This is a genomic window from Mucilaginibacter sp. MD40 (assembly GCF_002288635.1).
Taxonomy (GTDB): domain Bacteria; phylum Bacteroidota; class Bacteroidia; order Sphingobacteriales; family Sphingobacteriaceae; genus Mucilaginibacter.
Map to the genome: position 1 here is coordinate 1,697,448 of NZ_NRSW01000001.1, position 23,259 is coordinate 1,720,706.

General features: G+C 42.2%; 22 protein-coding genes. 15 read left to right on the forward strand and 7 right to left on the reverse strand.

Annotation, left to right across the window (positions count from 1 at the left end; translation table 11 throughout):
* Positions 1 to 2 precede the first annotated feature (2 nt).
* A complete protein-coding gene (gene rfbD / locus CKK33_RS07720) occupies positions 3 to 869 on the forward strand; it encodes a dTDP-4-dehydrorhamnose reductase (protein WP_233138162.1) in 867 nt (288 codons plus the stop codon).
* A gap of 34 nt (positions 870 to 903) precedes the next feature.
* A complete protein-coding gene (rfbA, locus tag CKK33_RS07725; RefSeq protein ID WP_095703546.1) occupies positions 904 to 1,764 on the forward strand; it encodes a glucose-1-phosphate thymidylyltransferase RfbA in 861 nt (286 codons plus the stop codon).
* Between the two features lie 32 nt (positions 1,765 to 1,796).
* Here the strand turns inward: rfbA and CKK33_RS07730 are convergent, their stop codons facing one another.
* The 7 genes from CKK33_RS07730 to CKK33_RS07760 form a co-directional block, all read right to left on the reverse strand.
* Complete coding sequence (locus tag CKK33_RS07730; RefSeq protein ID WP_143822926.1) at positions 1,797 to 3,245, reverse strand: N,N-dimethylformamidase beta subunit family domain-containing protein; 1,449 nt, start codon at positions 3,243 to 3,245, stop codon at positions 1,797 to 1,799.
* A gap of 137 nt (positions 3,246 to 3,382) precedes the next feature.
* Positions 3,383 to 4,291, reverse strand: a complete 909-nt coding sequence (gene miaA / locus CKK33_RS07735) for a tRNA (adenosine(37)-N6)-dimethylallyltransferase MiaA (protein WP_095703548.1) — start codon at positions 4,289 to 4,291, stop codon at positions 3,383 to 3,385.
* Between the two features lie 74 nt (positions 4,292 to 4,365).
* Complete coding sequence (locus CKK33_RS07740; RefSeq protein ID WP_095703549.1) at positions 4,366 to 5,031, reverse strand: hypothetical protein; 666 nt, start codon at positions 5,029 to 5,031, stop codon at positions 4,366 to 4,368.
* A gap of 52 nt (positions 5,032 to 5,083) precedes the next feature.
* Positions 5,084 to 6,490, reverse strand: a complete 1,407-nt coding sequence (locus CKK33_RS07745) for a CCA tRNA nucleotidyltransferase (protein WP_095705788.1) — start codon at positions 6,488 to 6,490, stop codon at positions 5,084 to 5,086.
* Between the two features lie 55 nt (positions 6,491 to 6,545).
* On the reverse strand, positions 6,546 to 7,112 hold the full coding sequence (locus tag CKK33_RS07750) for an L-threonylcarbamoyladenylate synthase (RefSeq protein ID WP_095703550.1): 567 nt from the start codon (positions 7,110 to 7,112) through the stop codon (positions 6,546 to 6,548).
* Complete coding sequence (locus CKK33_RS07755) at positions 7,105 to 8,091, reverse strand: glycosyltransferase family 9 protein (protein WP_095703551.1); 987 nt, start codon at positions 8,089 to 8,091, stop codon at positions 7,105 to 7,107. The genes CKK33_RS07750 and CKK33_RS07755 overlap by 8 nt, the downstream gene beginning before the upstream one ends.
* Before the next feature lie 86 nt (positions 8,092 to 8,177).
* On the reverse strand, positions 8,178 to 8,993 hold the full coding sequence (locus CKK33_RS07760) for a 2,3,4,5-tetrahydropyridine-2,6-dicarboxylate N-succinyltransferase (protein WP_095703552.1): 816 nt from the start codon (positions 8,991 to 8,993) through the stop codon (positions 8,178 to 8,180).
* Positions 8,994 to 9,064: 71 nt separating this feature from the next.
* Between CKK33_RS07760 and CKK33_RS07765 the strand changes: the two genes are divergently transcribed.
* The 13 genes from CKK33_RS07765 to CKK33_RS07825 all read left to right on the forward strand — a co-directional run bounded on the left by CKK33_RS07765 (position 9,065) and on the right by CKK33_RS07825 (position 23,257).
* Positions 9,065 to 9,457: an RNA-binding S4 domain-containing protein gene (locus tag CKK33_RS07765; RefSeq protein WP_095703553.1), complete on the forward strand. Its 393-nt coding sequence runs from the start codon at positions 9,065 to 9,067 to the stop codon at positions 9,455 to 9,457.
* Between the two features lie 223 nt (positions 9,458 to 9,680).
* Positions 9,681 to 10,505 carry a polysaccharide biosynthesis/export family protein gene (locus CKK33_RS07770; RefSeq protein ID WP_198952450.1) on the forward strand — a complete coding sequence of 275 codons (825 nt, stop codon included), beginning with the start codon at positions 9,681 to 9,683 and terminating at the stop codon, positions 10,503 to 10,505.
* Positions 10,506 to 10,537: 32 nt separating this feature from the next.
* Positions 10,538 to 12,907 carry a polysaccharide biosynthesis tyrosine autokinase gene (locus CKK33_RS07775; RefSeq protein ID WP_095703554.1) on the forward strand — a complete coding sequence of 790 codons (2,370 nt, stop codon included), beginning with the start codon at positions 10,538 to 10,540 and terminating at the stop codon, positions 12,905 to 12,907.
* Between the two features lie 28 nt (positions 12,908 to 12,935).
* The gene (locus CKK33_RS07780; RefSeq protein WP_095703555.1) at positions 12,936 to 14,264 is read left to right on the forward strand and encodes a nucleotide sugar dehydrogenase; all 1,329 of its coding nucleotides are present in this window, start codon (positions 12,936 to 12,938) and stop codon (positions 14,262 to 14,264) included.
* A gap of 4 nt (positions 14,265 to 14,268) precedes the next feature.
* Positions 14,269 to 14,967, forward strand: coding sequence for a cytidylyltransferase domain-containing protein (locus CKK33_RS07785; protein ID WP_143822927.1), 699 nt, complete (start codon positions 14,269 to 14,271; stop codon positions 14,965 to 14,967).
* Positions 14,968 to 14,983: 16 nt separating this feature from the next.
* Complete coding sequence (gene pseB / locus CKK33_RS07790; protein WP_233138163.1) at positions 14,984 to 15,997, forward strand: UDP-N-acetylglucosamine 4,6-dehydratase (inverting); 1,014 nt, start codon at positions 14,984 to 14,986, stop codon at positions 15,995 to 15,997.
* Between the two features lie 13 nt (positions 15,998 to 16,010).
* Positions 16,011 to 16,874, forward strand: coding sequence for an NAD(P)-dependent oxidoreductase (locus tag CKK33_RS07795; RefSeq protein ID WP_095703558.1), 864 nt, complete (start codon positions 16,011 to 16,013; stop codon positions 16,872 to 16,874).
* Positions 16,875 to 16,876: 2 nt separating this feature from the next.
* Positions 16,877 to 18,049 (forward strand): N-acetylneuraminate synthase family protein, encoded by a 1,173-nt coding sequence (locus CKK33_RS07800; protein WP_095703559.1) that lies wholly within the window; start codon positions 16,877 to 16,879, stop codon positions 18,047 to 18,049.
* A complete protein-coding gene (locus tag CKK33_RS07805) occupies positions 18,049 to 18,519 on the forward strand; it encodes a hypothetical protein (RefSeq protein ID WP_095703560.1) in 471 nt (156 codons plus the stop codon). Before CKK33_RS07800 ends, CKK33_RS07805 begins: the two co-directional genes overlap by 1 nt.
* 15 nt (positions 18,520 to 18,534) lie before the next feature.
* Positions 18,535 to 19,521, forward strand: coding sequence for a hypothetical protein (locus CKK33_RS07810; RefSeq protein WP_143822928.1), 987 nt, complete (start codon positions 18,535 to 18,537; stop codon positions 19,519 to 19,521).
* Between the two features lie 30 nt (positions 19,522 to 19,551).
* Positions 19,552 to 21,153: a hypothetical protein gene (locus tag CKK33_RS07815; protein WP_095703562.1), complete on the forward strand. Its 1,602-nt coding sequence runs from the start codon at positions 19,552 to 19,554 to the stop codon at positions 21,151 to 21,153.
* A gap of 38 nt (positions 21,154 to 21,191) precedes the next feature.
* Complete coding sequence (locus CKK33_RS07820) at positions 21,192 to 22,682, forward strand: lipopolysaccharide biosynthesis protein (protein WP_095703563.1); 1,491 nt, start codon at positions 21,192 to 21,194, stop codon at positions 22,680 to 22,682.
* Positions 22,683 to 22,855: 173 nt separating this feature from the next.
* Positions 22,856 to 23,257, forward strand: a complete 402-nt coding sequence (locus tag CKK33_RS07825) for an acyltransferase (protein ID WP_198952521.1) — start codon at positions 22,856 to 22,858, stop codon at positions 23,255 to 23,257.
* The last annotated feature ends 2 nt before the right edge of the window (positions 23,258 to 23,259 follow it).

The following is a 23,259-nucleotide window of genomic DNA, read 5'->3' on the forward strand; positions in this document are numbered from 1 at the left end:
TAATGATGAACCGTAATAAAGTGATCGTATTTGGAGCGTCGGGCCAATTGGGGCAATGCCTCAAGAAAGTGGCGGAAGAACAACGCCTGGAAGGCTACATATTTCCTGACGAGGCAGAATCCAATATATTAGATGTATCCGTTTTAGAAAAGTTATTTGTTGCCCACAACCCGGCATATTGTATCAATTGTGCCGCATACACTGCTGTAGATAAAGCAGAAAGTGATAGTGAGACAGCTTTTGCTATAAATAGGAAGGGAGTGGAGAATATTGCCGATATGTGCAACTCCTATGATGCCGTCTTAGTTCATATCTCAACCGACTTTGTATTTGGGGGCGATGGGAACAAGCCGCTTACCGAAGAAGATACCACGGCTCCTGTAAGCGTATATGGCCAGAGTAAGCTCGAAGGCGAAATGGTTATACCGGCTTTGCTCAATAAGTACTTTATATTACGTACGGGCTGGCTGTATTCTGAGTATGGTAACAACTTTGTTAAAACCATGCTGCGCATAGGCCGGGAGCGAGGCGAGATAAAAGTAATAAACGACCAGACAGGTACGCCCACCTACGCTATGGACCTGGCATTAACCGTCACCGGCATCATATCATCAGGCATTAATAAATTTGGCTTATACCATTATGCCAACGAGGGTACCGCAACCTGGTACGATTTTGCCAGGGCGATACATGAATTTGCGGCAACCGGAGTAAAAGTACACCCTATACCCACAACCGAATATCCTACACCGGCAAAACGCCCGTTATATTCCGTAATGGATAAATCAAAAATAAAGCAGACATTTAACATAAATATCCCGCAGTGGGAAGATAGTTTAAAGGTTTGTTTACATAAACTGGAAGCTTAGCCAAACAAAGTAATTAATAACTCATTTACAGCGCATGAAAGGTATCATATTAGCAGGCGGATCGGGTACAAGGCTTTATCCCATTACAAAGGCCATAAGTAAGCAGTTAATGCCTATTTACGATAAGCCGATGATTTACTACCCGCTATCGGTGTTGATGCTGGCGGGCATCAGTGAGATATTGATTATTACCACACCCGAGGATAATGCCGGTTTTAAGCGGCTTTTAGGTACCGGTGAAGAGCTTGGCTGCAGGTTTGAGTATGCCGTACAGGAGCAGCCCAACGGTCTTGCGCAGGCCTTTGTAATAGGGGCCGATTTTGTTGGAAAAGATAAAGTAGCTTTGGTCTTAGGCGATAATATTTTTTACGGTTCGGGTTTTAGTAAACTGATACAAAGCTTTAATAATGTTGATGGCGCCGCCATATTTGCCTACCCCGTTGCCGATCCGGAGCGGTATGGTGTGGTGGAATTTGATAAGGGTAACAAAGCCATATCTATCGAAGAAAAACCATTGAAGCCAAAATCTAAATTCGCGGTACCGGGCCTGTATTTTTATGACAACAGCGTTATTGAAATAGCTAAGAACATTGCTCCATCTCCAAGAGGTGAATACGAAATAACCGATGTGAACAAAGTTTACCTGGAGCAAGGTAAACTGCAGGTAGGTGTAATGGACCGCGGAACAGCTTGGCTGGACACCGGTACTTTTGACTCACTAAGCGATGCTACCGAATTTGTAAGGGTAATTGAAAAACGGCAGTCCAAAAAAATTGGGTGTATAGAAGAGGTAGCTTATTTAATGGGCTATATCAATGCATCTCAATTAGCTATTCTTGCTGATAAATATAGCAAAAGCGGCTACGGACAATACCTAAAAAACCTGCTTAGCTAAGCAGGTTTTTTAGTAAATATAGTAGCTATATATTAAGCGTGCTGTGGTGTAAACAAACTTTCACCTTGCAACGATTTATCAATCATATTTTTGGTAATGCGTTGTACCTTCTCTTTATCGGCACCGGCCATTCCACGTTTGCTGCACCAGTCTGTAGTGGCTGCGTTTACAACGGTGCCTGAAGTAGGTGTTTTTCTAAATACAATAAATGTACCTAAACCGTTGGTCGCTTTTTCAGGGCCTTCAACGCCACCGTTAACCGCGAAATCGTAACCAAGAAGTTCTATTTTATCAAATTTTAGTTTCGAATTATCAATCACCGGTATTTCTTTTGAACCGGGCATGATCATTTTTACTACCGGCGCACCGTCATATTCAACAGTAGGGATCTTTAATATATCACCATTCTTTAAGCCTGTACCTTCAAACAATGGCGATTTATCGTTTACTATTTTATAACCGTCTTGCCTGTTGGTTAGTTTAGAGCCATACCCGCCGCCGCTAAAATCGGCACCTATGCTCGAGGTAATAGGATATTTAAGAAAATCAGTTTCCCACAAAATGGAGCTGTAAGGCGTGTCTTTCAGAGGATCCAGATTATTATCTTTATAACAGATCATCAGGTTATCCTTCTTGTTATACCTCACTTGCCAGTACATGGTATTGCCGGATAACACCAGCATGTTTTTACCACTGGCAACAAATTTATCCACGTTTTCACGTGCTGCCCTTGTCCAGTACTCGCTGTGGCCAACTATCATCAGCAATTTCGACTTTTGGATATTGTTATAATCGTCCAGGTCGGCGTCAGTAATGTAATTTGCATTATAATTCTGGGTAAGCATCCAAAAGAAAAAGCTCGATGTAAAGTCTTTACGACCTACCAAGCCATCCTGGTATCTCAGATAAGACGAAACGGTTGCCCTGTTTCCCAGATCGGGGTCATATGCGCTTTTGCCACCGCCGTAATTGTAGGCGTTATCGGTATTGGTAGGATAAACAATGGTAATATCATACGGGTTTTCGTTATCTGATATCACAAAGTAATTAGTACCTCTGAAACGATATACACCCGGCTTAAGCGTATCAGGCAACTTAAATTCGCCGGTTTTCTCGAACTTACAGCCGTCTAACCAGGGCTTTTCGGTATTTACCTTTTGTACTTTTACAGCTGTGGTATAAGAGGCGTGTATTTTACCATTGAAATCACTTAAAGTAATTATCTGCTTCGGGTTGTCAGGTCCAGAATAATACAAGGTTATCATATCCCCGGCTTTATAAGAAAGCTTATCGGTGTAGCCGTAAAGGGTTTTACTAAAATCAGTCCCTTTGATAAGGTTAGGGCCTAACTCTGTAGTGGAATACAAACTTTGGTCATAAACCTTTGGCGGAATGTCGGGATTGGTTGAACCGGTATTTACAGTGTTGCCGGGTTTGGGTGTAGTGGTAATGATCTCGCTTTTCTTGCATCCAACGAGCACAAGCAAAGCAGAGGCAGATCCTATAAAGGATCGTCTATTAATAGTAGGGGGCATTTTATTATTATTTAATAACTGATGCTAAAATAGCAATAAGTCATTAATTTTAAATCGCAACTATCTTAAATTTATATTAATTTTCAGTTAGTTACAACTTTTTTCTCTGCAAAAGATATTATTTCAGCAGCGTTTAGCCAATTAAGTTCATTATCCTTCCTAAACCAGGTTAGCTGTCGCTTGGCAAAACGCCTTGTATTCTGTTTAATTTTGTCAATAGCATCGTTAAGGCTAACCTTACCATCCAGGTAATCAAATAGTTCTACATAGCCAACCGTATTGAGCGCGCCATAATGCCTTAGCGAATAAAGCTTTTCCACTTCGGGTAAAAGCCCCTCCTGCATCATGACATCCACCCTCATGTTTATCCTGTTATAAAGTTCTTCGCGAGGCAAATCAATACCTATTTTAATGGTGTCAAAACCGCGTTGGTTTTTAGTGCCGGTTAAATAGCTTGACATAGGCTTACCGGTGGCTTCATATATCTCGAGCGCACGTATAACCCTTTGCGGGTTGTTAATATCTACCGTATGGTAATAGTCAGGATCAACCAGTTTAAGCTTTTGCTGTAGTTCGGCAATGCCATTAACTGCCAGCTCAGTATTTAACCGGTCGCGTATGTCAGTATTGGCTGCGGGCAGGTCATCAAAACCTTCCGTTACGGCTTTAATGTATAACCCCGACCCACCTACCATAATTACAACTTTGTAAGTTTTAAATAATTGTTCTAAAAGCGCCAGGCATTCGCGTTCGTAATCTCCAACCGAGTAAGGTTCAGTAACACTTAGCGTATCTATAAAATAGTGGGGGGCGGCGGCAAGCTCGGTTGTGGTGGGCTTAGCCGTACCGATGGACATTTCACGGAAAAACTGCCTGGAATCGGCCGATACGATAACCGTATTGTAATGCTGTGCCAGTTGTATGGCAGCCGCTGTTTTTCCGGATGCTGTAGGGCCGGTAATTACTATTAAAGTAGGGTTGGTAGCGTTCATAGATAGAAAATGGTTTATAGTTCATGGTTCATAGGTTCTTTGCCATGAACTATGAACCACCAACTATCTACTAATTAATAATCGTCACTGCGTCCGGAACGGCGATCGTCCTCCTCAAAATTATCATCGTCGCCAAAGCCGAACTCATCTTCTTCAGTCTCTTCTTCCTCGTGTTCATCATCACTACCGCTAAGGTGTTTAGGAGTACTCTCATCGGCATCGGTTACTTCAGAGAAATCTTCAGCATCTTCAGGGTTAAATTGCATTTCGTTCAAAAAGTCGAAGTCCTCATCAGCAGATGATACCACCGTTGGGTTAAACACGTTGCCAAATTGCTTTGGCGCTTCGCCAACAGAGCGCACTACGTTAGGATAGGTTACAGCCGGATCCTCGTCCAGAATGATTTTCATCAGCTCGACATGAAAGTCAAACGGGCGGTCGAAATTAAAGGTGTAGTAAAATTTCTGATGAGGATCGTCAATATAGTTGCTTAGTTTTGCTTTCTCCATCAGCGGGATGTTGCGATCAATCCTTTTTTGATTGGGCATGTAAGTAATCTCATCACCCTTCATCCATTGGTCGTTACTTACGTAGAACGATGATGGATATTCGGATTTGTATCCTGTAGACTGATGGATAGCTTTATGAAGATCTTCAAAAGTTTGGTTGGATTTAATATCGATATCCCTCGAAACATCATCGTAATCTTCAAAAGTAACCCTGAACCTGTATAGTGCCATTGTGTTTATTTAAGTATAATTTTATCAGAAAAATATTTTATTTAATTAAAATTCAGTTTGCCACAACTTTCAAGCCAATTTCTTTTCCTTTTTCGATAGTGTATTTTATCGCTGCTTCGCGGTCGTTAGGAATTTCCCCTTCCAGAATAGCCTCGCGTATCTTGTTTTTGATAATGCCAACTTCGCGGCCCTCACTTATGCCAAATAGTTGCATAATATCCAGGCCGGTTACCGGCGGCTGCCAATTGCGTATGTTATCGCGTTCTTCCACATCTTTGAGCTTTTGTTGTACCAGCTCAAAATTCTGACGGTATTTTTTTACTTTATATTCGTTTTTTGTGGTTACGTCGGCCTTGCATAACAGCATGAGTGCCTCAATATCGTCACCTGCCTCAAAAAGCAGACGGCGTACGGCAGAATCTGTTACCACTGATTGCGATAATACAATAGGGCGCAGGTGCAGTTGTACCAGTTTTTGCACAAACTTCATTTTTTCATTCAAAGGAAGTTTGAGTTGTGTGAAAATTTTAGGTACCATGCGGGCGCCTTTGTCCTCGTGGCCATGAAACGTCCAGCCGTGGCCTTGCTCAAAGCGTTTGGTGGCGGGTTTGGCAATATCATGCAATATAGCGGCCCAGCGCAGCCAAAGGTCGCCGGTAGTTTCACAAATATTATCCAGTACCTGTAGCGTATGGTAAAAGTTGTCTTTGTGCCCCTTACCGTTGATCACCTCCACGCCATACAATGCAGCCATTTGCGGGAAGATGATATGCAGCAGGCCGGTATCAAATAAATAGTTAAACCCCACGGAAGGTAGTGGCGACAGGATGATCTTATTCAGTTCATCCGTAATGCGTTCCTGCGATACGATCTTTATCCGCTGTAAGTTACTTTTTATAGCTGCAACGGCCTCATCATCTATCCTGAAACCCAGCTGTGAGGCAAAACGTATGGCCCGCATCATGCGTAATGGGTCGTCTGAGAATGTTTCTACCGGGTTAAGCGGTGTACGCATCAGTTTATTGTTCAGATCTGTAATGCCCTCAAAAGGATCTATTAATTCCCCGTAATTATCAGGATGCAACGATATGGCCAGCGCGTTAATGGTAAAATCGCGGCGTTTCTGGTCGTCTTCGAGCGTGCCATTCTCTACAATTGGTTTGCGCGAATCAGAACGGTAGCTTTCTTTACGGGCACCAACAAACTCCACCTCCACATCCTGGTAGCGCAGCATAGCCGTCCCGAAGTTCTTGAAAACCGACACTTTAACGTTGAGGCTTGCCGCAACCGCTTCGGCAAATTCAATACCGTTACCCAATACAACTACGTCAATATCTTTTGATGGCCTGTTCAGGAAAATATCGCGCACGTAACCGCCAATTGCGAAAGCCTGTACATTTTTTTCGGCAGCAAGTTTAGAAATAACAGAAAATACCGGATGTTGCAGGTGTTGTTTCATAGTGTAGGCTGCGAACAGGCTCGTATTGGCAGAGGCAAATTTAATATTATAATTTTTAACGGCGTATAAATTCAAATGTGCCGTTTGGAGCCAGCCGCATAATGGTCGATGGCTTTTTTATTTCAGTAAGGTGCTGATCAACGTCTACCACGTAATCAACCCCATCTATTATATCCTGTGATATTTTACCAAAATACTCCGGTGAAGGCTCCCCACTGATATTGGCCGAAGTGCTAACCAGAGGTTTGCGCAGGCGTTGTATCAGTTGCTGGCAAAAGGGGTGGCTGGTTACCCTAATACCCACACTGCCATCATCAGAAATAAGTGCAGCAGGGAGGTTTTTGGCACCCGGCATTACCAGCGTAAGCGGATTTTCCGCGTATTCTATCAATGTGTAAGCAATGTCAGGTACTTCCTGTATGTAGCTTTGCAATTTGTTGTCTACATCAACCAGAATAATCATGCTTTTGCTTTCCTCACGTTGTTTAAGCGCGAAGATCCGTTTAATGGCATCGGTATTGGTAGCATCGCAGCCTATACCCCAGATAGTATCGGTAGGGTAGAGGATGATACCGCCCTCCTGTACTATCTTCAGCGCTTTATTAACTTCGTCTTTAAGCATAATTAAGGTACAAACTTAAGGCTTTTATTATTTTTTTCTCATCAAGCATTTCCATACACTTCGGGATGCCATATAATTTGCAGGTATTACGTACACACGGTTCGCATGGCAATTCACCGTAACGTATGACCTGCAGATTAGTTTTATTATAAGGCGCCGTATTCCGTTCATCTCCCGCTCCAAAAAGAACAATAGTTGGTGTGTCTACCGCATTAGCCAGATGCGCAGGCCCAGAATCCGTTGTCAGTACCGCTTTAGCGCCGGCCATCAGTTCTGCCAATCCTTTTAAATTAGTTTTACCGGCTTGGTTATGTAAGCGGTTCGGGTTGTTGGTTTCTTTAAGTAGTTCATCAATATAAGGGGCTTCTTTAGGAGAACCAACAAACACGAAGTCCAAATTTGTAAAATGTGCCGTAAGCGCATTAATAATACTTCGGCCTTTATCAACCGGAATACGGCGGGATGAAGCTTCGGAGTTAAAGTTAATAATTACTTTATTACTGGTGTCTTGGGATGCAGCAGCTTTTAAGTCTACATTTCGGTGTAGCACGGGTTTGTTAGTTACCGCTTCCAGTAAACAGATATATTCATCAACCCGGTGCAGGCCAACAGGCTTCTTAACTGATGTAGTCAGTAAGAATACGCCGCCTTCTTTACGGAACCCAACACGTTGTTTGGCGCTGCTTGCCCATGCCATTACAAATGACGAAAGCGAATGCGGCAGGTTAAAGTAAATATCGTAGCGCTCAGGTTTAAGCGATTTACCGAAACGATAAACGCCCTTTAATCCGGGATGATCTTGTTTTGAAAATGAATAGACTTTATTGATGCCTGGGATGAGTTCGGCAATGCCCGTTAATTCTTTTTTGATGATTACATCAATTGTGGCATCACGGTATTCGGCTTTAACGGCATTAACAAAGGCGGTAGCCATTACCACATCGCCAAGCCAGTTAGGAAGCCGAATGAGTATTTTCATGATTAAGTTGATTAAGTGAATAGTTGATTAGGTGAGTCGTTGTAAAAGAAAAACAACTCACCTAATCAACTTAATCAACAAAGTACTTATACAGCAACATTATTATCCCTTAACGCGTCGTTAAGCGATGTTTTTTTGTCGGTTGATTCTTTACGTTTACCAATAATCAGCGCGCATGGCACCTGGTACTCTCCGGCAGGGAAAGTTTTGGTATACGAACCAGGTATAACTACTGAGCGTGCCGGCACGCGGCCTTTGTACTCAACAGGTGTTGAACCGGTAACATCAATTATTTTGGTTGATGCGGTTAAAACCACATTGGCACCTAATACCGCTTCGGACTCAACATGCACACCTTCCACAACTATAGCGCGTGAGCCAAGGAAACAGTTATCCTCAATAATTACAGGTGATGCCTGCACCGGTTCCAGCACGCCGCCTATGCCTACGCCACCGCTCAGGTGAACGTGTTTACCAATTTGCGCGCATGAGCCAACGGTTGCCCAGGTATCTACCATGGTGCCTTCATCAACATAAGCGCCAATGTTTACATATGATGGCATCATGATTACCCCTTTGGCCAGGTAAGCGCCATAACGGGCAATACCATGAGGAACTACACGCACACCAAGCTCTTTATAGTTTGTTTTGAGCTTCATTTTATCATAAAAAACAAAGGGGCCTGTTTTGATTTCTTCCATAGCGCGGGTAGGGAAGTAGAGTATAACGGCTTTCTTTATCCAGTCGTTTGTGTGCCAGCGAGAGCCAATAAGCTCTGAAACACGTATTTCGCCTTTATCAAGGCGGTCAATAACCGCTTCAATAGCATTAATATATTCACCAAAATTTAAAAGGTTGCGGTCTTCCCAGGCATCCTCAATAAGTTTCTTCAGGTTAAGCATCAGTACAAAAATAAATTTCGCCAAATTAAAGGATTTTTGGGGACATTTGTTTGATTATAGTGATAAGATATATGCCTGAGAAAGATAAATTAAGGATAGATAAGTATTTATGGGCCATACGGATTTTTAAAACCCGCACACTTGCTGCCGATGCCTGTAAGGCAGGCAGGGTTAAGCTGGATGGTAATAATATGAAGCCTTCACATGAGGTAAAAGTAGGTGAGGTTTACACCGTATCAAAAGGTATTGAAAAAAAGGTAGTAAAAGTAACAGGAATGCTGGAGAACCGGGTGGACGCTAAAACGGCTGTAAACTTTTATGAGGACATTACGCCTCAGGAGGATACCATGGCTTTTAAATCTATGTTCCATGCGCCAGTGTTAAAACGCGACCGCGGCGCAGGCCGACCCACCAAGCGCGACAGGAGGGAGATAGATGGACTGCAGGAAGATTTTTTTAATTAACAAAAACAATTAGGTTGCGTAATTGTTAAAAACGTCTCTGTACCCCCAGATTTTAACAAATTATAATAGTGTTAAGTTTAGCGATTGCCAAATTTAAATTTCATGTCGCTAACGCATTTGTATTATTATAAAATTTTAAAGGCTTATGTTGATGTAAGTACCACATTATCGTTAGTTTATTTAATAAAAAAATCTATTTTTGCTCCCGATTTACCCTCAACCTATGAAAAAAATAACGTCTTACGTTACAATGCTGATGTTTTGCGTATTAGCGTTAACCTCGTGCATTAACCAGAAAGAGATAGCTTATTTTCAGAAAGGTAATCAGCAGACTGATACCATTGCCATAGCTAAGGCCTATACACCTACTATACAGTCGGGCGATATACTGGGTATATATGTTACCTCGCTTAACCCGGTTGCCAGTAGTTTCTTTAATCCTTATGCCGGTGCTCAAACAAGCAGCACGGCCGATAATGCCGCTAATACCGCGGCAGGAATAAGCCCACAACCCTCTACGCAGGCCACATCAACACCGGGTTACCTGGTTGATGCATCAGGCAATATTGAACTCCCGTTACTGGGCGATATTAAGGTAGCTGGCTTAACCACCATACAAGCCAGGGACCTTATCAGAGAAAAGCTTAAAGCAGGATACCTTAAAGAACCAACGGTAAATGTGAGGTTTCTGAACTACAAGATATCGGTAATGGGCGAGGTTGCCCGTCCATCGGTATATGTAATTCCTAATGAGCGTATTACCCTGCCCGAAGCTTTAAGTTTGGCAGGCGACCTTACCATATACGGCAAGCGCACCAATGTTATGGTGATACGTGACGTTGATGGTAAAAAGGAATTCGCCACGGTTGACCTTACCAAACGTAATGTTTACAGCTCGCCATATTATTATATGCATGCTAATGACATTATATATGTTGAGCCGGGGCGCGGAAGGGTAGCGCAAACCGACAAAACCTACCAGATCATACCGATTGTACTCAGCGCGCTGTCTTTTATAGCCATTATACTCAACTACACACGTAAATAGCCATCGCTTCCTGTACAAATACACACAGCCACATGAATGCAAATGATAGTTTGAATGAGTTTATAGACCAGGAAAGGGACGGTACTAACTTTCGTGAAATATTTTTCAGGTACTTCAGGCACTGGCCCTGGATATTATTATCTGTAATTTTCTTCTTTTTTCTGGGTTACGCCTATGTAAAACTGGCTACGCCACTGTATGAGATAGAAACAGATTTGCTCATTAAGGATAATAAGCAGGGAAGCTCTACATCTAACGATTTATTGAAAGATCTGGATATGTTCTCATCCAGCAAGATCATCGATAACGAGATCCAGATACTGAAGTCACAAACCATCATGCGTAAAGTGGTGGAAAAGCTCAACCTGCAAACCGCTTACTACTATACCAAAACATTAAGGAAACATGAAGTATACGGCACTATACCTTTCCGTATACAGATCATCGATAAAAGCAAAGAGGCTAATTTAAGTATCCTTACGAAGGTTAGGCTTTTAAATAAAAACCAGGTTGAAATAAACCAGGTGAAGTATCCGGTAGGTACACCTGTTAAAACCGACCTCGGTATTGTACTGGTTACCTTAAACAGCGACTGGCAAAAGGCGGTTAATGAAGAGTACGAGGTTAAATTTAACACGGTTGAGAATGTAGCTAAATTTTTAAGCGATATGTTAAAAGTAAGCCCTGTAAGCAAACAGGCTACTGTATTGAATATTTCCCTGGAAGATGCCATACCACAAAGAGGTAAGGATATTTTGAACCAGCTGATCAATGAATATAACCAGGCGGCAGTAGAGGATAAAAATAAAATGACCTCCAGCACGCTTAAGTTTATTGATGAGCGCTTAAATGTAATAGCACGGGATCTGAGCTCGGTTGAAAAGAATGTTGAGCAGTATAAATCAGAAAACCGCATTGCTGATATTAGCCAGGAATCAAAAGAATTTATTACCAGCGCGGGAGAGAATGATGCAGAGCTGAATAAGATAAGCATACGCCTTGGGGTACTCAATAATCTGGAAGGTTATTTGCGAAATGCTGATAAAAATGCTACCGGCCTGCCTTCCATGTTCGGTATTGATGACCCTACATTGTTAGGTTTGGTTCAACAATTAGGCGAGATCCAGTTAAAACGCCAGAGCCTGTTACAAACCGTTCCCGAAACTAATCCGCTGGTAACTTCGTTTGACGACCAGATCACTTCTTTAAAGCAGCAGATAGGCACTGCAGTCTCAAACTTGAAACGCAACCTGCTTACTACTAAGCGCCAGCTGGATATCAAGAACAATAAATTCGAATCGGTGATAAGGCAGGTGCCCGTTAAAGAGCGTGGCTTGCTTGACGTAATGCGTCAGCAGGAGATTAAAAATAACCTGTTCACCTATTTACTTCAAAAGCGTGAGGAAACCGCTATGCAGCTGGCCTCAGGTGTAGCAGATAGCCGTACCATTGACGCGGCTTACAGCAGCTCTGCGCCTGTGAAACCCGTTAAAGGAGTTATATACTTGTTGTTTTCTGCAATTGGTTTGGTACTCCCTATCGGTATTATTTATTTACGAGGCTTGCTTAACTTCAAGATCACACGCAGGCAGGATATAGAACGCATTACCAAGGTGCCGGTTATTGCAGAAGTATCACACTCATCAGATTCGGGGCCTTTGCTGGTAGTTACTAAACCGCGCTCAATGATCGCAGAGCAGATACGTGCCTTGAGAACCAACTTGCAGTTTATTATGCAGGGCCCGGATAAAAAGACACTCTTGTTTACCTCCAGCATGAGTGGCGAAGGTAAATCATTTATTTCGCTCAATCTGGGTGCAAGTTTAGCCATGTCTGGCAAAAAGGTGGTTATCCTGGAGCTCGACCTACGCAAGCCGAAACTGCACCAGGGGCTTGAAATTAATAATGATAATGGTTTATCCAATTATTTAATAGGGCAGGCGGATTATAACAAAATTATTAAGCCCATACCGGCACAGGAAAATTATTACATTATTACCTGCGGCCCAATACCACCTAACCCTGCCGAATTGCTGGTAAACGGAAAAATAGACATACTGATAGAGAAGCTTAAGCAGGATTTTGACTTTGTGGTACTGGATGCTCCTCCGGTAGGCTTGGTTACTGATGCGCAGATATTGGCCAAGTTTGCCGATGCCACTATGTACATTGTAAGGCATGACTATACAGCCAAGAATCAGTTATACGCACTTAACAATTACTTTACAACTAAGAAATTCAAAAACCTCAATATTGTGATGAATGCTATAAACATCCAAAAATCATACGGATATGGTTACGGATACGGATATAGCTATGGTTACAGCTACGGTTACGGTGGTTATTACCAGGAAGATGAAAAAGAAAGCAAAGGTTTTTTTAAGAGATTATTCAAAAAATAATATAAACTGAACTATAAAGCAATTCAATATGTCTTCTACTTATATCCAGAAATATCTGGCCGATCGTTCATCCGATGATATTCATTTAGCCATCATTGGCTTAGGCTATGTAGGCTTGCCGCTTGCTATCGAATTCGGAAAGAAATTTAAGGTATTAGGTTTCGATATTAATAATACCCGGGTTGAAGAGCTTACCCGTGGTGAGGACAGCACACTTGAGGCTAATCTCGACGACCTTAAAAAAGTGATTGAATTAGCTAAACAGGGTAATAGCGGGCTTTCTTTCTCGTCAGACAGGGAGGCATTAAAAAAGTGCAATATTTACATTGTAACCGTACCTACACCTATAAATCAGTTCAAATCTCCTGATCTTATGCCGCTTATCAAGGCGTCTGAAATGTTGGGAAAGGTGCTTAGCCGGGGTGATATTGTTATTTACGAATCAACAGTTTACCCGGGTTGCACCGAGGAAGATTGCGTACCGGTACTGGAGAAATCGTCAGGGCTAAAGTTTAACCAGGATTTTTATATCGGTTACTCACCAGAACGTATTAACCCGGGTGATAAGGTGAATACCCTTACTACTATAAAGAAAGTAACATCAGGCTCAACTCCTGAAATAGCTGATATGGTAAATGAGTTATACTCGGCCATTGTTACTGCGGGCACTCATAAAGCACCAAGCATTAAGGTTGCAGAAGCATCAAAAGCGATTGAAAACGCACAGCGTGATGTGAATATTTCTTTTGTGAATGAATTGGCGCTCATATTTGACAAAATTGGTATTGATACCAATGATGTGCTTGATGCCGCCGGCACAAAATGGAACTTTCTGAAATATAAACCGGGCCTGGTAGGCGGGCACTGTATTGGTGTGGATCCGTACTACCTGGCGCACAAGGCCGAATCATTAGGCTATCATCCGGAGGTTATTCTTTCGGGCAGGCGCGTTAATGATAACATGGCCCAGTTCGTAGCTAACAAGGTGATCAAGTTAATGATCAGGAAAGATCATAAGATCAACGGAGAAAGGGCCCTGATCTTGGGTTTCACCTTTAAAGAAAACTGTCCTGATTTCAGAAATACCAAAGTAGTAGATATTTATAAAGAACTTGAGCAGTTTGGCCTTAAGGTAGATATATATGACCCCTGGATTGATACGCATGAGGCAAAAAATGAGTATGGGGTAGATGTACTTAACCAATTGCAAAGCGATGAGCCGTATGACGCTATTGTAGCCGCTGTATCGCATGATGAGTTTAAGGAGTTTGATTTTAATAAATATACAAAGCAAAACTCGGTCATATTTGACATTAAAGGCACATTAGACCGTAACATGGTTGACGCCAGGTTATAAAAGCATGGCGGCGGTAGCAATTATACAAGCCCGGATGGGTAGTACAAGGCTGCGGGGCAAATCATTAATGCCCCTGGCTGGTGTGCCATTGCTCAAAAGGGTAATCAGCAGTGTGCAGCGTAACGCTTTTATTAATAATGTAATAGTGGCTACCTCCACATTGCCTGAGGATGACCCGATAGAGGCGTATTGCCAATACCTGGATATTGATTGCGTGCGTGGTGACAGTAAAGATGTTTTAAGCCGTTTTGTAAAAGCCGCCGAGGGCTTGCCTGGTACGGATAATATTGTGCGGGTTACAGCAGACAATCCTTTTAACAGGCATGACGTTAGTGCCGATTTATACGAAACGCATGTCACAGGCGGGTATGATTATACCTATGTTGACGGTTTATCGCACATTGCCTATGAGGTGATCAACGTGGGGGCTTTACGTAAAATTTGGGACAGCGCAACACTTAACGAATACCACAGGGAGCATGTAACGCCATATTTCAGGGATAATCCGGAGCAGTTTAAATTGCACTGTGTTAATTCCGATTATGAAGGACTGCGCCCCCAAACAGATAAGCTGCTTACTGTTGACAGCGCTGAGGATCACCAGCGTATTGAAAAAATGATCATTGATATAAATTATGACAAACAGCCTGATATGGATTTTAATGAAATATATCAGTGGCTTAAATTAAATATACACCAATAAAATAGAAGATATTATAATGGATTTAAAAGGAAAATCAATCCTTGTAACAGGTGGTACAGGGTCATTCGGTAAAAAGTTTATCGAAACCATTTTAACTAATTACCCTGAAGTAAAGAGAGTAATAGTTTATTCGCGCGATGAGCTGAAGCAATTTGAAATGGCTCAGCAGTTTAGCCCGGAAAAATATAAAGCCATCAGATATTTTATTGGTGATGTAAGAGATAAAGAGCGTTTGAAAAGGGCATGCGAAAACGTTGATATCATTATCCACGCGGCCGCGCTGAAGCAGGTACCGGCTGCTGAGTATAACCCGATGGAGTGCATCAAGACTAATATCTTTGGTGCTGAAAACGTGATTGACGCTGCTTTGGATTCTAACGTTACGGACGTAGTAGCATTGTCAACAGATAAAGCTGCCGCCCCGATAAACCTGTATGGTGCAACTAAACTTTGTTCTGATAAGTTGTTTGTTGCCGCAAACAACATGAAAGGCTCACGCGACCTTAAATTCTCTGTAGTGAGATATGGTAACGTTATGGGTTCAAGAGGTTCGGTTATTCCGTTCTTCCTTTCAAAACGCGACTCAGGGGTGTTGCCTATTACTGATGAGAAAATGACCCGTTTTAATATCTCATTAGAAGATGGTGTTAAAATGGTATTGCATGCTTTAGAAAATGCATGGGGCGGCGAAATATTTGTTCCAAAGATCCCTTCTTATCGTATAGGTGATGTAGCTGATGCTGTTGGCCCTAAATGCGAGAAGGTAGTAACCGGTATAAGGCCGGGTGAGAAGATCCACGAAGAAATGATCACCGCTTCAGACTCATACAATACGGTTGACGTAGGTACATACTATGTTATTCTGCCACAAACTTTTAGGTATACTAAAGAAGATTACATGAAAGCCAATAACGCCCATGAAGTACCGGCAGGTTTCGAGTACAACTCTGGCTCAAATGATGAGTGGCTGGATGTTGACGGTATCAGAGGGTTGATCAAAGATCACATAGATCCGGAATTTACTTACTAAGCTAACGTTACTTATGCAGCAGGAAAGGGTTTTAGTATTAGGGGCAGCATCATGGTTGGGCTATTTATTGCTTAACCAGCTTGGCTCTACCAATTCTGCAACAGTTTTAGGCGGTACCCTGCATCAGCTCGATGTTGATTTTGAGATGCCGGTAACTAAGTATAAACCCACCGGTTACGATGATTATGTGCAAGCCATAGATGAGTTTGCTCCAACCGTTTTAGTTAATTTTCTAAGAGGCGAGGATGAGCAGGGCTTGCAAATTCATCAACACTGTATTGCTTATGCAACTGCCAGCGGCGCGTATTACGTATACGCCTCATCGGTCCTGGCGTTGGATGGTTACACAGATGTGCCCCTTACAGAAGACCTGCCCGCAAATAGTCTTTCGGAATACGGCATATTCAAAGGTCGGTGCGAAGATCTGCTGAAAGCTTCATCAATTAACTGGTGTGCTTTACGTTTCGCCTCTTTGCAGGGATGGGTGCCGCACCGTGTTACCCGTAACGAGAACTTGCTGAAGAAACTTCAGTCAGGCCAACAAATAACGGTTGACAGGGGAGTAGTTCAAAACCGCATGCTGGCCAGTGATATGATCAAAGGTGTAGCCATGCTGATAGCTCAACGGGTAAACGGCATTATCCATTTTGGTAGTACCGATAGCTCAGAAGAATATCATTTTTTACGGGAGCAGGCAAAAGCTTTCGGGTATTCGCCAGATCTGGTAACCAGCGGCAGCCAGCGTAAGGTAAACCTGGTGGCCATTCCCGGCCGCATTTTTGAATTGTTTGGCGATGAATTTAAAACCACTGAGCAGGATACGCTGAATGGTTTGCTGGCCATACCCCAACTTAAACAATACACTAATTTCAATTAGCCATGAGCGTAAGAATAGACAATAAAATAATTGATGTTAATAACCCGGTATATTTTATAGCGGATATCGCATCAAATCATGCGGGCGACCTGGCAAAAGCCAAGGAACTGATCTATGCTTGTTCTGAATCGGGCGTTGACGCGGTTAAAATGCAGAATTTTAGCGCCGAAACCATCGTTTCCGACCATGGTTTTAAAAACCTTACCAATGTTACCACGCACCAAAGCAAATGGAAAACATCGGTATTTGAATCATATAAAGCGGCATCCATCCCATTGGAGTGGACGCTTGAACTAAAAGAGCTTACCGAAAAGCTTAACATGTCGTACTTCACCTCGCCTTATTCGCTTGAGCTGGTAAGGGCAGTTGAACCTTATGTATCGGCGTTTAAACTTGGTTCGGGTGATATTACCTGGCACGAGGAGATCGAATTAATGGCATCATACCCTAAGCCATTAATTATTGCCACCGGTGCCAGCACGCTTGAGGAAGTAAAGCTCGCGGTAGAAGCCGCCCTTAAAAAAACTGATAACATCTTGTTGCTGCAATGCAACACCAACTATACCGCAAGGCATGGCGAACCGGAGAGCGCTACGCGCGAACGTTTCAGTAACCTGAACCTAAAGGTGCTGGATACTTACAACAAGTTATGGCCGGGTATCCCTGTAGGTCTTTCAGACCATACACATGGTAGTTTGAGTGTGCTGGCGGCAGTAGGCTTATTTGACTGTTGCGCGGTAGAAAAGCACTTTACTTTTGACAGTTCTCTGGAAGGACAGGATCATGCGTTCTCCATGATGCCGGCCGAGTGGAAGAAGATGGTTGATGAAACCAGAGCTTTGAAGGCCGATCTTCGTCCGGGTTTGTCATTTGATGAGCGCTTTGCCATTACCGCCAAGCATGTGGATAATGTAGAGTATCTAAAGCTGTCGATCGGTACCGGTATCAAGGAGGTTGAGGAGAATGAGCAAAATACCGTAATTGTACAAAGGCGTGCCGTACGTGCGGCTAAAGCGTTAAAGGCAGGTACTGTGCTAAGCGCTGATGACCTTATAGTATTGCGCCCTTGCCCTAAAGACGCGCTTCCACCTTATCGTATGAATGAGCTGATAGGCAAAGAGCTGACTACCGACATCGAGAACGGAGATTGTGTTAAACTTTCACAGGTAAACTAATGGAAAGCTGGTACAATAACCCCTATCCCGAAGGTACCACCCAGCATGAAATATGGGAAGTATTGATCAAAAATGATTTTGAAGGCTTTCTTTCCAAAGGTTGGGACTTTGTTAAGGGCGACTTTATAGAAGAGGGTTTTTTTGGCATAGATATGGCCAAAAGCAATAATCCGCAGGATTGGAAATTAACCTATCCCTCCTTAGGAGCCTACAGGGATGCTTGGGTAAAGGATAGCCTCGACTTTGCCGGTAAACAATTTATTTCGGACCCCCGCGAAATATTCTACCGGACTACCAAGCTTGAAAACTTTGATTTTCAGGATAACCAGGTATTGGTACACAAAGTATTTAATGGTGTACTCGAACTGGTTAACGGCGAAACAATTGAGCTTAAGTGGCGCAGTTTATTTCTTTTAAGAAATAAACAAGGCTGGAAAATAGCCGGCTTTTGCGGTTACATGCACGAGTAAACATTTAAGATACAAATGAGCAGAATGTTATTTCGGGTTGATGCCAATAATGTAATTGGCAGGGGGCATCTTTCGCGCACGATAGCTGTCGCAGAGATGTTTCGCGAAAAATTTGAAATTATATTCGTCATTATCGCTGATAATAAAGATTACTGTGCCCCCCTGCTGCAGGATTGGGCCGCTACTTACATCAACAATGATCATAACATTGAAGCCGTACTAAAAGGCGATGATATTATTTGGCTTGATGGCTACCATTTTAACAACGCCTGGGTAAGTGAACTAAAGACGAAGGTAAAATTGGTTGTTGAGATCAATGACCTGCCCGAAGATGCCTACGGGGCCGATGTGATTGTTAATCATTGCCCCGGGATATCCGAAGACAAATACAAAGACATTAATGACCTGAAAATATTAACCGGGCTTAATTATGCCATGCTACGGCCGGCGTTTTTAGAAAGCGCGAAACAAACAGTACAAGCCGCACCCGATGGCCACGGCATATTTGTTTGCTTTGGCGGGGCCGACCCATACCGCATAGGTTACCATTTTGTTGACCTTTTGCTAAAACAGGGCTTTAGGGATACGATATATTTGGTGACACCTGACGCCAGCATACATTTTAATGATCATGCAAATGGCCAAAATGTAAAAATGTTCACCAATCTTAATCAGGAAGAGATGACTTTTTACATGAAAGCGTCGCGCGTTGTGGTGGTACCATCAAGCACCTTAAGCTTTGAAGCCATTGCATTGCGTAAGCCCGTTTACACCGTTTACTATGTAGATAACCAGCAATACATATATGCCGGTTTAGTAAAAGAGCAGTTGGCTTATGGCGCGGGGCATGTACAATCAGCCGGGGATGTTGCACAGATGATGCGGCCCTTTGGCGATTTTTACCGCGATGATGCAGCGCAGCAGGCGATGATCAATGCGCAGGTAAAAGCGTTGGATGGTTACTCTGACCAACGACTTCGGGATGCCGTAATTGATTTTTAAAGTTTTAATACCAGGAGTTTTATATAGAATATGAAAGGCAATACAACATCAAATACATCTGTTTTAACAAAGGCAAAACGCCTTGTCAAAAACCTTCTTCAGGATAAGTATTTGTCAGATACCTTTAAAGGCATTAATTATCCTCCTGTAACCAAGGGAAGTATACTCATGTATGTGGCTATAGGTAACATGTACCTTACGCCGTTGGAAATATTAATGTATCACTTATTGAGGATGGAAGGCTACGATGTAGACTATCTGATATATGATAATGCCGTTCCGTTAAATGAACTGATCACAAAAAAAGTACTGAACGAGGTAGGTAAAGATGCTTTTTGGACTAAAGTAGTTGCTGATGCTGAAAGGATACTTAAAGCATCAAATGTGAACTATTCATTTATAAAATTCCCTGCTGTAATAGACCAGCTGATACAACCTGTAAAGAACAACCTGGACGCGATACTAAAATTTACCTATGATGGAATCGATTTTGGCGATATCGTTTTAGGGGTGATGTACCGCTTTTATAAATCAACCAATTTTGAAAGCGACGCTGCTGATAGGGCTGCTGAGTTTCTGAAAACCGCGCTGGCCAATTATATGCAGGTTAAAGAGCAATGTGAGCGTAAAGCATATAAATACGTGATGTTTTCGCATGGTATCTACTGTACCTGGCAGCCGGTGGCCGAGTATTGCCGTTTAAATCACATTAATTACGTTTGTTATGATCGTGGCAAACGCAACGCGTCAACCAATTTTAACATTAACCAGCCATCGCCAGACTGGAGCTTTAACACCGCATGGGAACGGTTTACAGGCCGTAAGCTTACTGAGCAGGAATATGGTATGGTAAAGCAATATATGGCCGACAGGGAACTGCAAAAAGGCGATGTGTACTCTTATAACCCTGCGCCGAGGCAGGCAGATATCCTTGCAGTAAAAAAAGAGTTAGGTATTCATCCATCGGCTAAGGTGATCACTATTTTCACCAACCTGATATGGGATGCCGCCAATGTTGCGCGGGATATCGCTTTTAAATCGGCACTGGATTGTATTGTACAAACCATAGAGTACTACAAAAACAACCCTGATGTACATATCGCTATCCGCAGCCACCCTGCTGAAAAGGTACTGGGTACTAATGAACGTTATGGCAGCCTGATAAAAGAAAAATTTAATAACAACTTACCGTCAAACGTAAGCATTATTGAACCGGACATGAATGTGAACTCGTTTACGGTGATTGACATGTCTGACATTGGCGTAGTAAACACTTCAACCGTTGGGCTGGAGTTTGCCATGATGGGTAAGCCCATTATATTGATCTCTGAAACCAATTACCGTAACAAAGGCTTCACCTATGACCCGGTTACCGGCGCTGAATATTTCGAAACCCTTAATCGCTTATTGCAAACCGGTGAACTGCTGAAAGACCAGGTTGAACTGGCCGATAAATACTTTTACATGATGATGTTCCTTTATCAAAAGGATATACCTGTAAACTATAAAAATGGCTTGTTTGATGGGTATAGCTTTAAAAAGCCATCAGACCTACCGGCAACAGATAATATTATAAGGATTATTAAAAGCCTGGAACGCCCCGACCTTAAGGATTTTATTTTTTGGGATTAATATAAGGCAAGCAGATACATACAGTAGCGGGAAGATAGATGGATAAGAAAAAGGTTTTAAAAGATACGTATAGCAACTATGGTATTTTAGCGGTAAAATTATTTTTAGCGTTTTTTACCACGCCTATTTATCTGGCGGTTTACGGTAAGGCGCTATACGGCCTTTTTGTGTTATCAACCAGTTTGGCAACATCATTAACCTTTTTGGATTTTGGGGCTGGTAAATCACTTATCAAATACACCGCCGAATATCTGTATGATAAGGATAAGCTAAAATACCAGTCGTCGGTTAATACGGCCATATCACTTAATATTATTTCTATGGTAGCGGTGTTAACCATATGCGCTATTATTTTATTCAAGGTTGATACATTTTTCCGTATAGACGCTAAAGATGTAGCAGAAGCTCGTGTGCTTTTCCTGATAGCGATATTCAGCACTTTGTTCGTATTCCTTGATTTTATACCCTCAAACATTCTGCAGGGGGCGGGTATCTTTCATCAGAAAAACGTTTACCAGATCATTATCGTGGTATTAAACATTTTCATGATAGCATGGGTTTACTTTCTTAAACCCTCAATTACCGCTTTTGGTATAGCCAGTATGCTGTTGTATGCATTTACGTATTTTATTGATTTTTATCTGGTTCGAAAGAATGGGCTATTCAAAAACATACGCTTGAAAATTATTATCAACAAGCAATTATTTCAGCAATCATCATTTAAGTATACTAAGGAAATTTTCCTGCTGTCATTAGTAGGATTCTTTTCCTCCCAGGCCGATAAATTTATTGTAGGTAGTCTTATCAGCGTTTCGGCAGTTTCTATATACACCGTTGTAACTCGTCCGTTTTTTCTTTTAAGATCACTTACCGCAAATATTTACGCGGTATTGCAGCCTTACATTGTACAAACCAAATCAGCGGGGAAGGATGTGGGGGCGCTTGTAGTACGCATAACTGTAATGGTCTTTGCCGTATTCTTGTTTGTAATGGTATGCTTTACCATTTTAGGCCAGAAATTTTTTGAGGTATGGATGCATACCACAGAGTATGACAAATACTTTACCTGGGCGCTTATAGCCGTATTTAACTGGATGCTTACAGGTTTTTACAGTTTAATATACCGCACCATGTTTGTTACGGGCGATACCAAAGCTATTTTCAAAATAGAAGCCATCACCGCTACATTAAACGGTATATTCTCCATCGTATTAACGTATTATTTGGGCTTTTACGGGGTGATATTAGGTACAACCATACAAACTTTTTTCTTGTGTATATTTATGTACAGGGCCGGTAATAGCCTTTATTCTATACATCTAAAGCAAATATTCACAGCTAATTTTAACTGGTTTTTATTGTTTTCTGTTGTGTTGATAGGGTTTACGGGCTATTATACCCATTGGACTTTTAAATTACATATAGCTGCCATGTTACTGGAGATGCTGGTATTACTGCCCGTATTCGGCTTTTTCCTGTATCGCGAAAATATATTGAAAGCATTTAAGTTAAGGGCGGCTAAAGCTTAGCGGGATAATAACAATATGATATGAAAAGCTTTCTTGTAAAACTTTTGGGTGTTTTTATCTCCTTTAAAAGCTACCTGTTTAATAACTGGCTAATGTATTTTCCGTCGCATACTTTAAGGGCGTTTTTGATGAAACGCACCATTAAATCGTTCGGTAAAGAGTCGTCTGTTCTGATGGGGGTTGAAGTAAGGGCTGGTAGTAATGTGAGTATCGGTAACAATACCATTATTAATCAAAAGGTTTTACTGGATGGCCGTGGCGGCAAATTGGTTATTGGCAATAATGTAGACATAGCTCAGGAAACCAACATATGGACCTTGGAGCACGATGTGCATGACGATTACCATGTATCTAAAGGAGCTGATGTGATTATTGAGGATTATGTATGGATAGCCTCAAGAGTAACCATTTTGCCGGGGGTAACCATTGGCAGGGGCGCAGTGGTAGCCAGTAACAGTGTGGTAACCAAAAATGTGGAACCTCTTACAATTGTAGGCGGTGTGCCTGCAAAGCTCATTGGCCAGCGTAAAAGTAATTTACTTTATAAGTTAAACTATCGCCCGTTATTCAGATAAGT

What these genes read in the sequence shown, in the direction of transcription:
- rfbD (WP_233138162.1), top strand. Translation starts at nt 3, where the DNA reads ATGATGAACCGTAATAAAGTGATCGTATTTGGAGCGTCGGGCCAATTG.
- rfbA (WP_095703546.1), top strand. Translation starts at nt 904, where the DNA reads ATGAAAGGTATCATATTAGCAGGCGGATCGGGTACAAGGCTTTATCCC.
- miaA (WP_095703548.1), bottom strand. Translation starts at nt 4,291, where the DNA reads ATGAACGCTACCAACCCTACTTTAATAGTAATTACCGGCCCTACAGCA.
- CKK33_RS07740 (WP_095703549.1), bottom strand. Translation starts at nt 5,031, where the DNA reads ATGGCACTATACAGGTTCAGGGTTACTTTTGAAGATTACGATGATGTT.
- CKK33_RS07745 (WP_095705788.1), bottom strand. Translation starts at nt 6,490, where the DNA reads ATGAAACAACACCTGCAACATCCGGTATTTTCTGTTATTTCTAAACTT.
- CKK33_RS07750 (WP_095703550.1), bottom strand. Translation starts at nt 7,112, where the DNA reads ATGCTTAAAGACGAAGTTAATAAAGCGCTGAAGATAGTACAGGAGGGC.
- CKK33_RS07755 (WP_095703551.1), bottom strand. Translation starts at nt 8,091, where the DNA reads ATGAAAATACTCATTCGGCTTCCTAACTGGCTTGGCGATGTGGTAATG.
- CKK33_RS07760 (WP_095703552.1), bottom strand. Translation starts at nt 8,993, where the DNA reads ATGCTTAACCTGAAGAAACTTATTGAGGATGCCTGGGAAGACCGCAAC.
- CKK33_RS07765 (WP_095703553.1), top strand. Translation starts at nt 9,065, where the DNA reads ATGCCTGAGAAAGATAAATTAAGGATAGATAAGTATTTATGGGCCATA.
- CKK33_RS07770 (WP_198952450.1), top strand. Translation starts at nt 9,681, where the DNA reads ATGAAAAAAATAACGTCTTACGTTACAATGCTGATGTTTTGCGTATTA.
- CKK33_RS07775 (WP_095703554.1), top strand. Translation starts at nt 10,538, where the DNA reads ATGAATGCAAATGATAGTTTGAATGAGTTTATAGACCAGGAAAGGGAC.
- CKK33_RS07780 (WP_095703555.1), top strand. Translation starts at nt 12,936, where the DNA reads ATGTCTTCTACTTATATCCAGAAATATCTGGCCGATCGTTCATCCGAT.
- CKK33_RS07785 (WP_143822927.1), top strand. Translation starts at nt 14,269, where the DNA reads ATGGCGGCGGTAGCAATTATACAAGCCCGGATGGGTAGTACAAGGCTG.
- pseB (WP_233138163.1), top strand. Translation starts at nt 14,984, where the DNA reads ATGGATTTAAAAGGAAAATCAATCCTTGTAACAGGTGGTACAGGGTCA.
- CKK33_RS07795 (WP_095703558.1), top strand. Translation starts at nt 16,011, where the DNA reads ATGCAGCAGGAAAGGGTTTTAGTATTAGGGGCAGCATCATGGTTGGGC.
- CKK33_RS07800 (WP_095703559.1), top strand. Translation starts at nt 16,877, where the DNA reads ATGAGCGTAAGAATAGACAATAAAATAATTGATGTTAATAACCCGGTA.
- CKK33_RS07805 (WP_095703560.1), top strand. Translation starts at nt 18,049, where the DNA reads ATGGAAAGCTGGTACAATAACCCCTATCCCGAAGGTACCACCCAGCAT.
- CKK33_RS07810 (WP_143822928.1), top strand. Translation starts at nt 18,535, where the DNA reads ATGAGCAGAATGTTATTTCGGGTTGATGCCAATAATGTAATTGGCAGG.
- CKK33_RS07815 (WP_095703562.1), top strand. Translation starts at nt 19,552, where the DNA reads ATGAAAGGCAATACAACATCAAATACATCTGTTTTAACAAAGGCAAAA.
- CKK33_RS07820 (WP_095703563.1), top strand. Translation starts at nt 21,192, where the DNA reads ATGGATAAGAAAAAGGTTTTAAAAGATACGTATAGCAACTATGGTATT.
- CKK33_RS07825 (WP_198952521.1), top strand. Translation starts at nt 22,856, where the DNA reads ATGGGGGTTGAAGTAAGGGCTGGTAGTAATGTGAGTATCGGTAACAAT.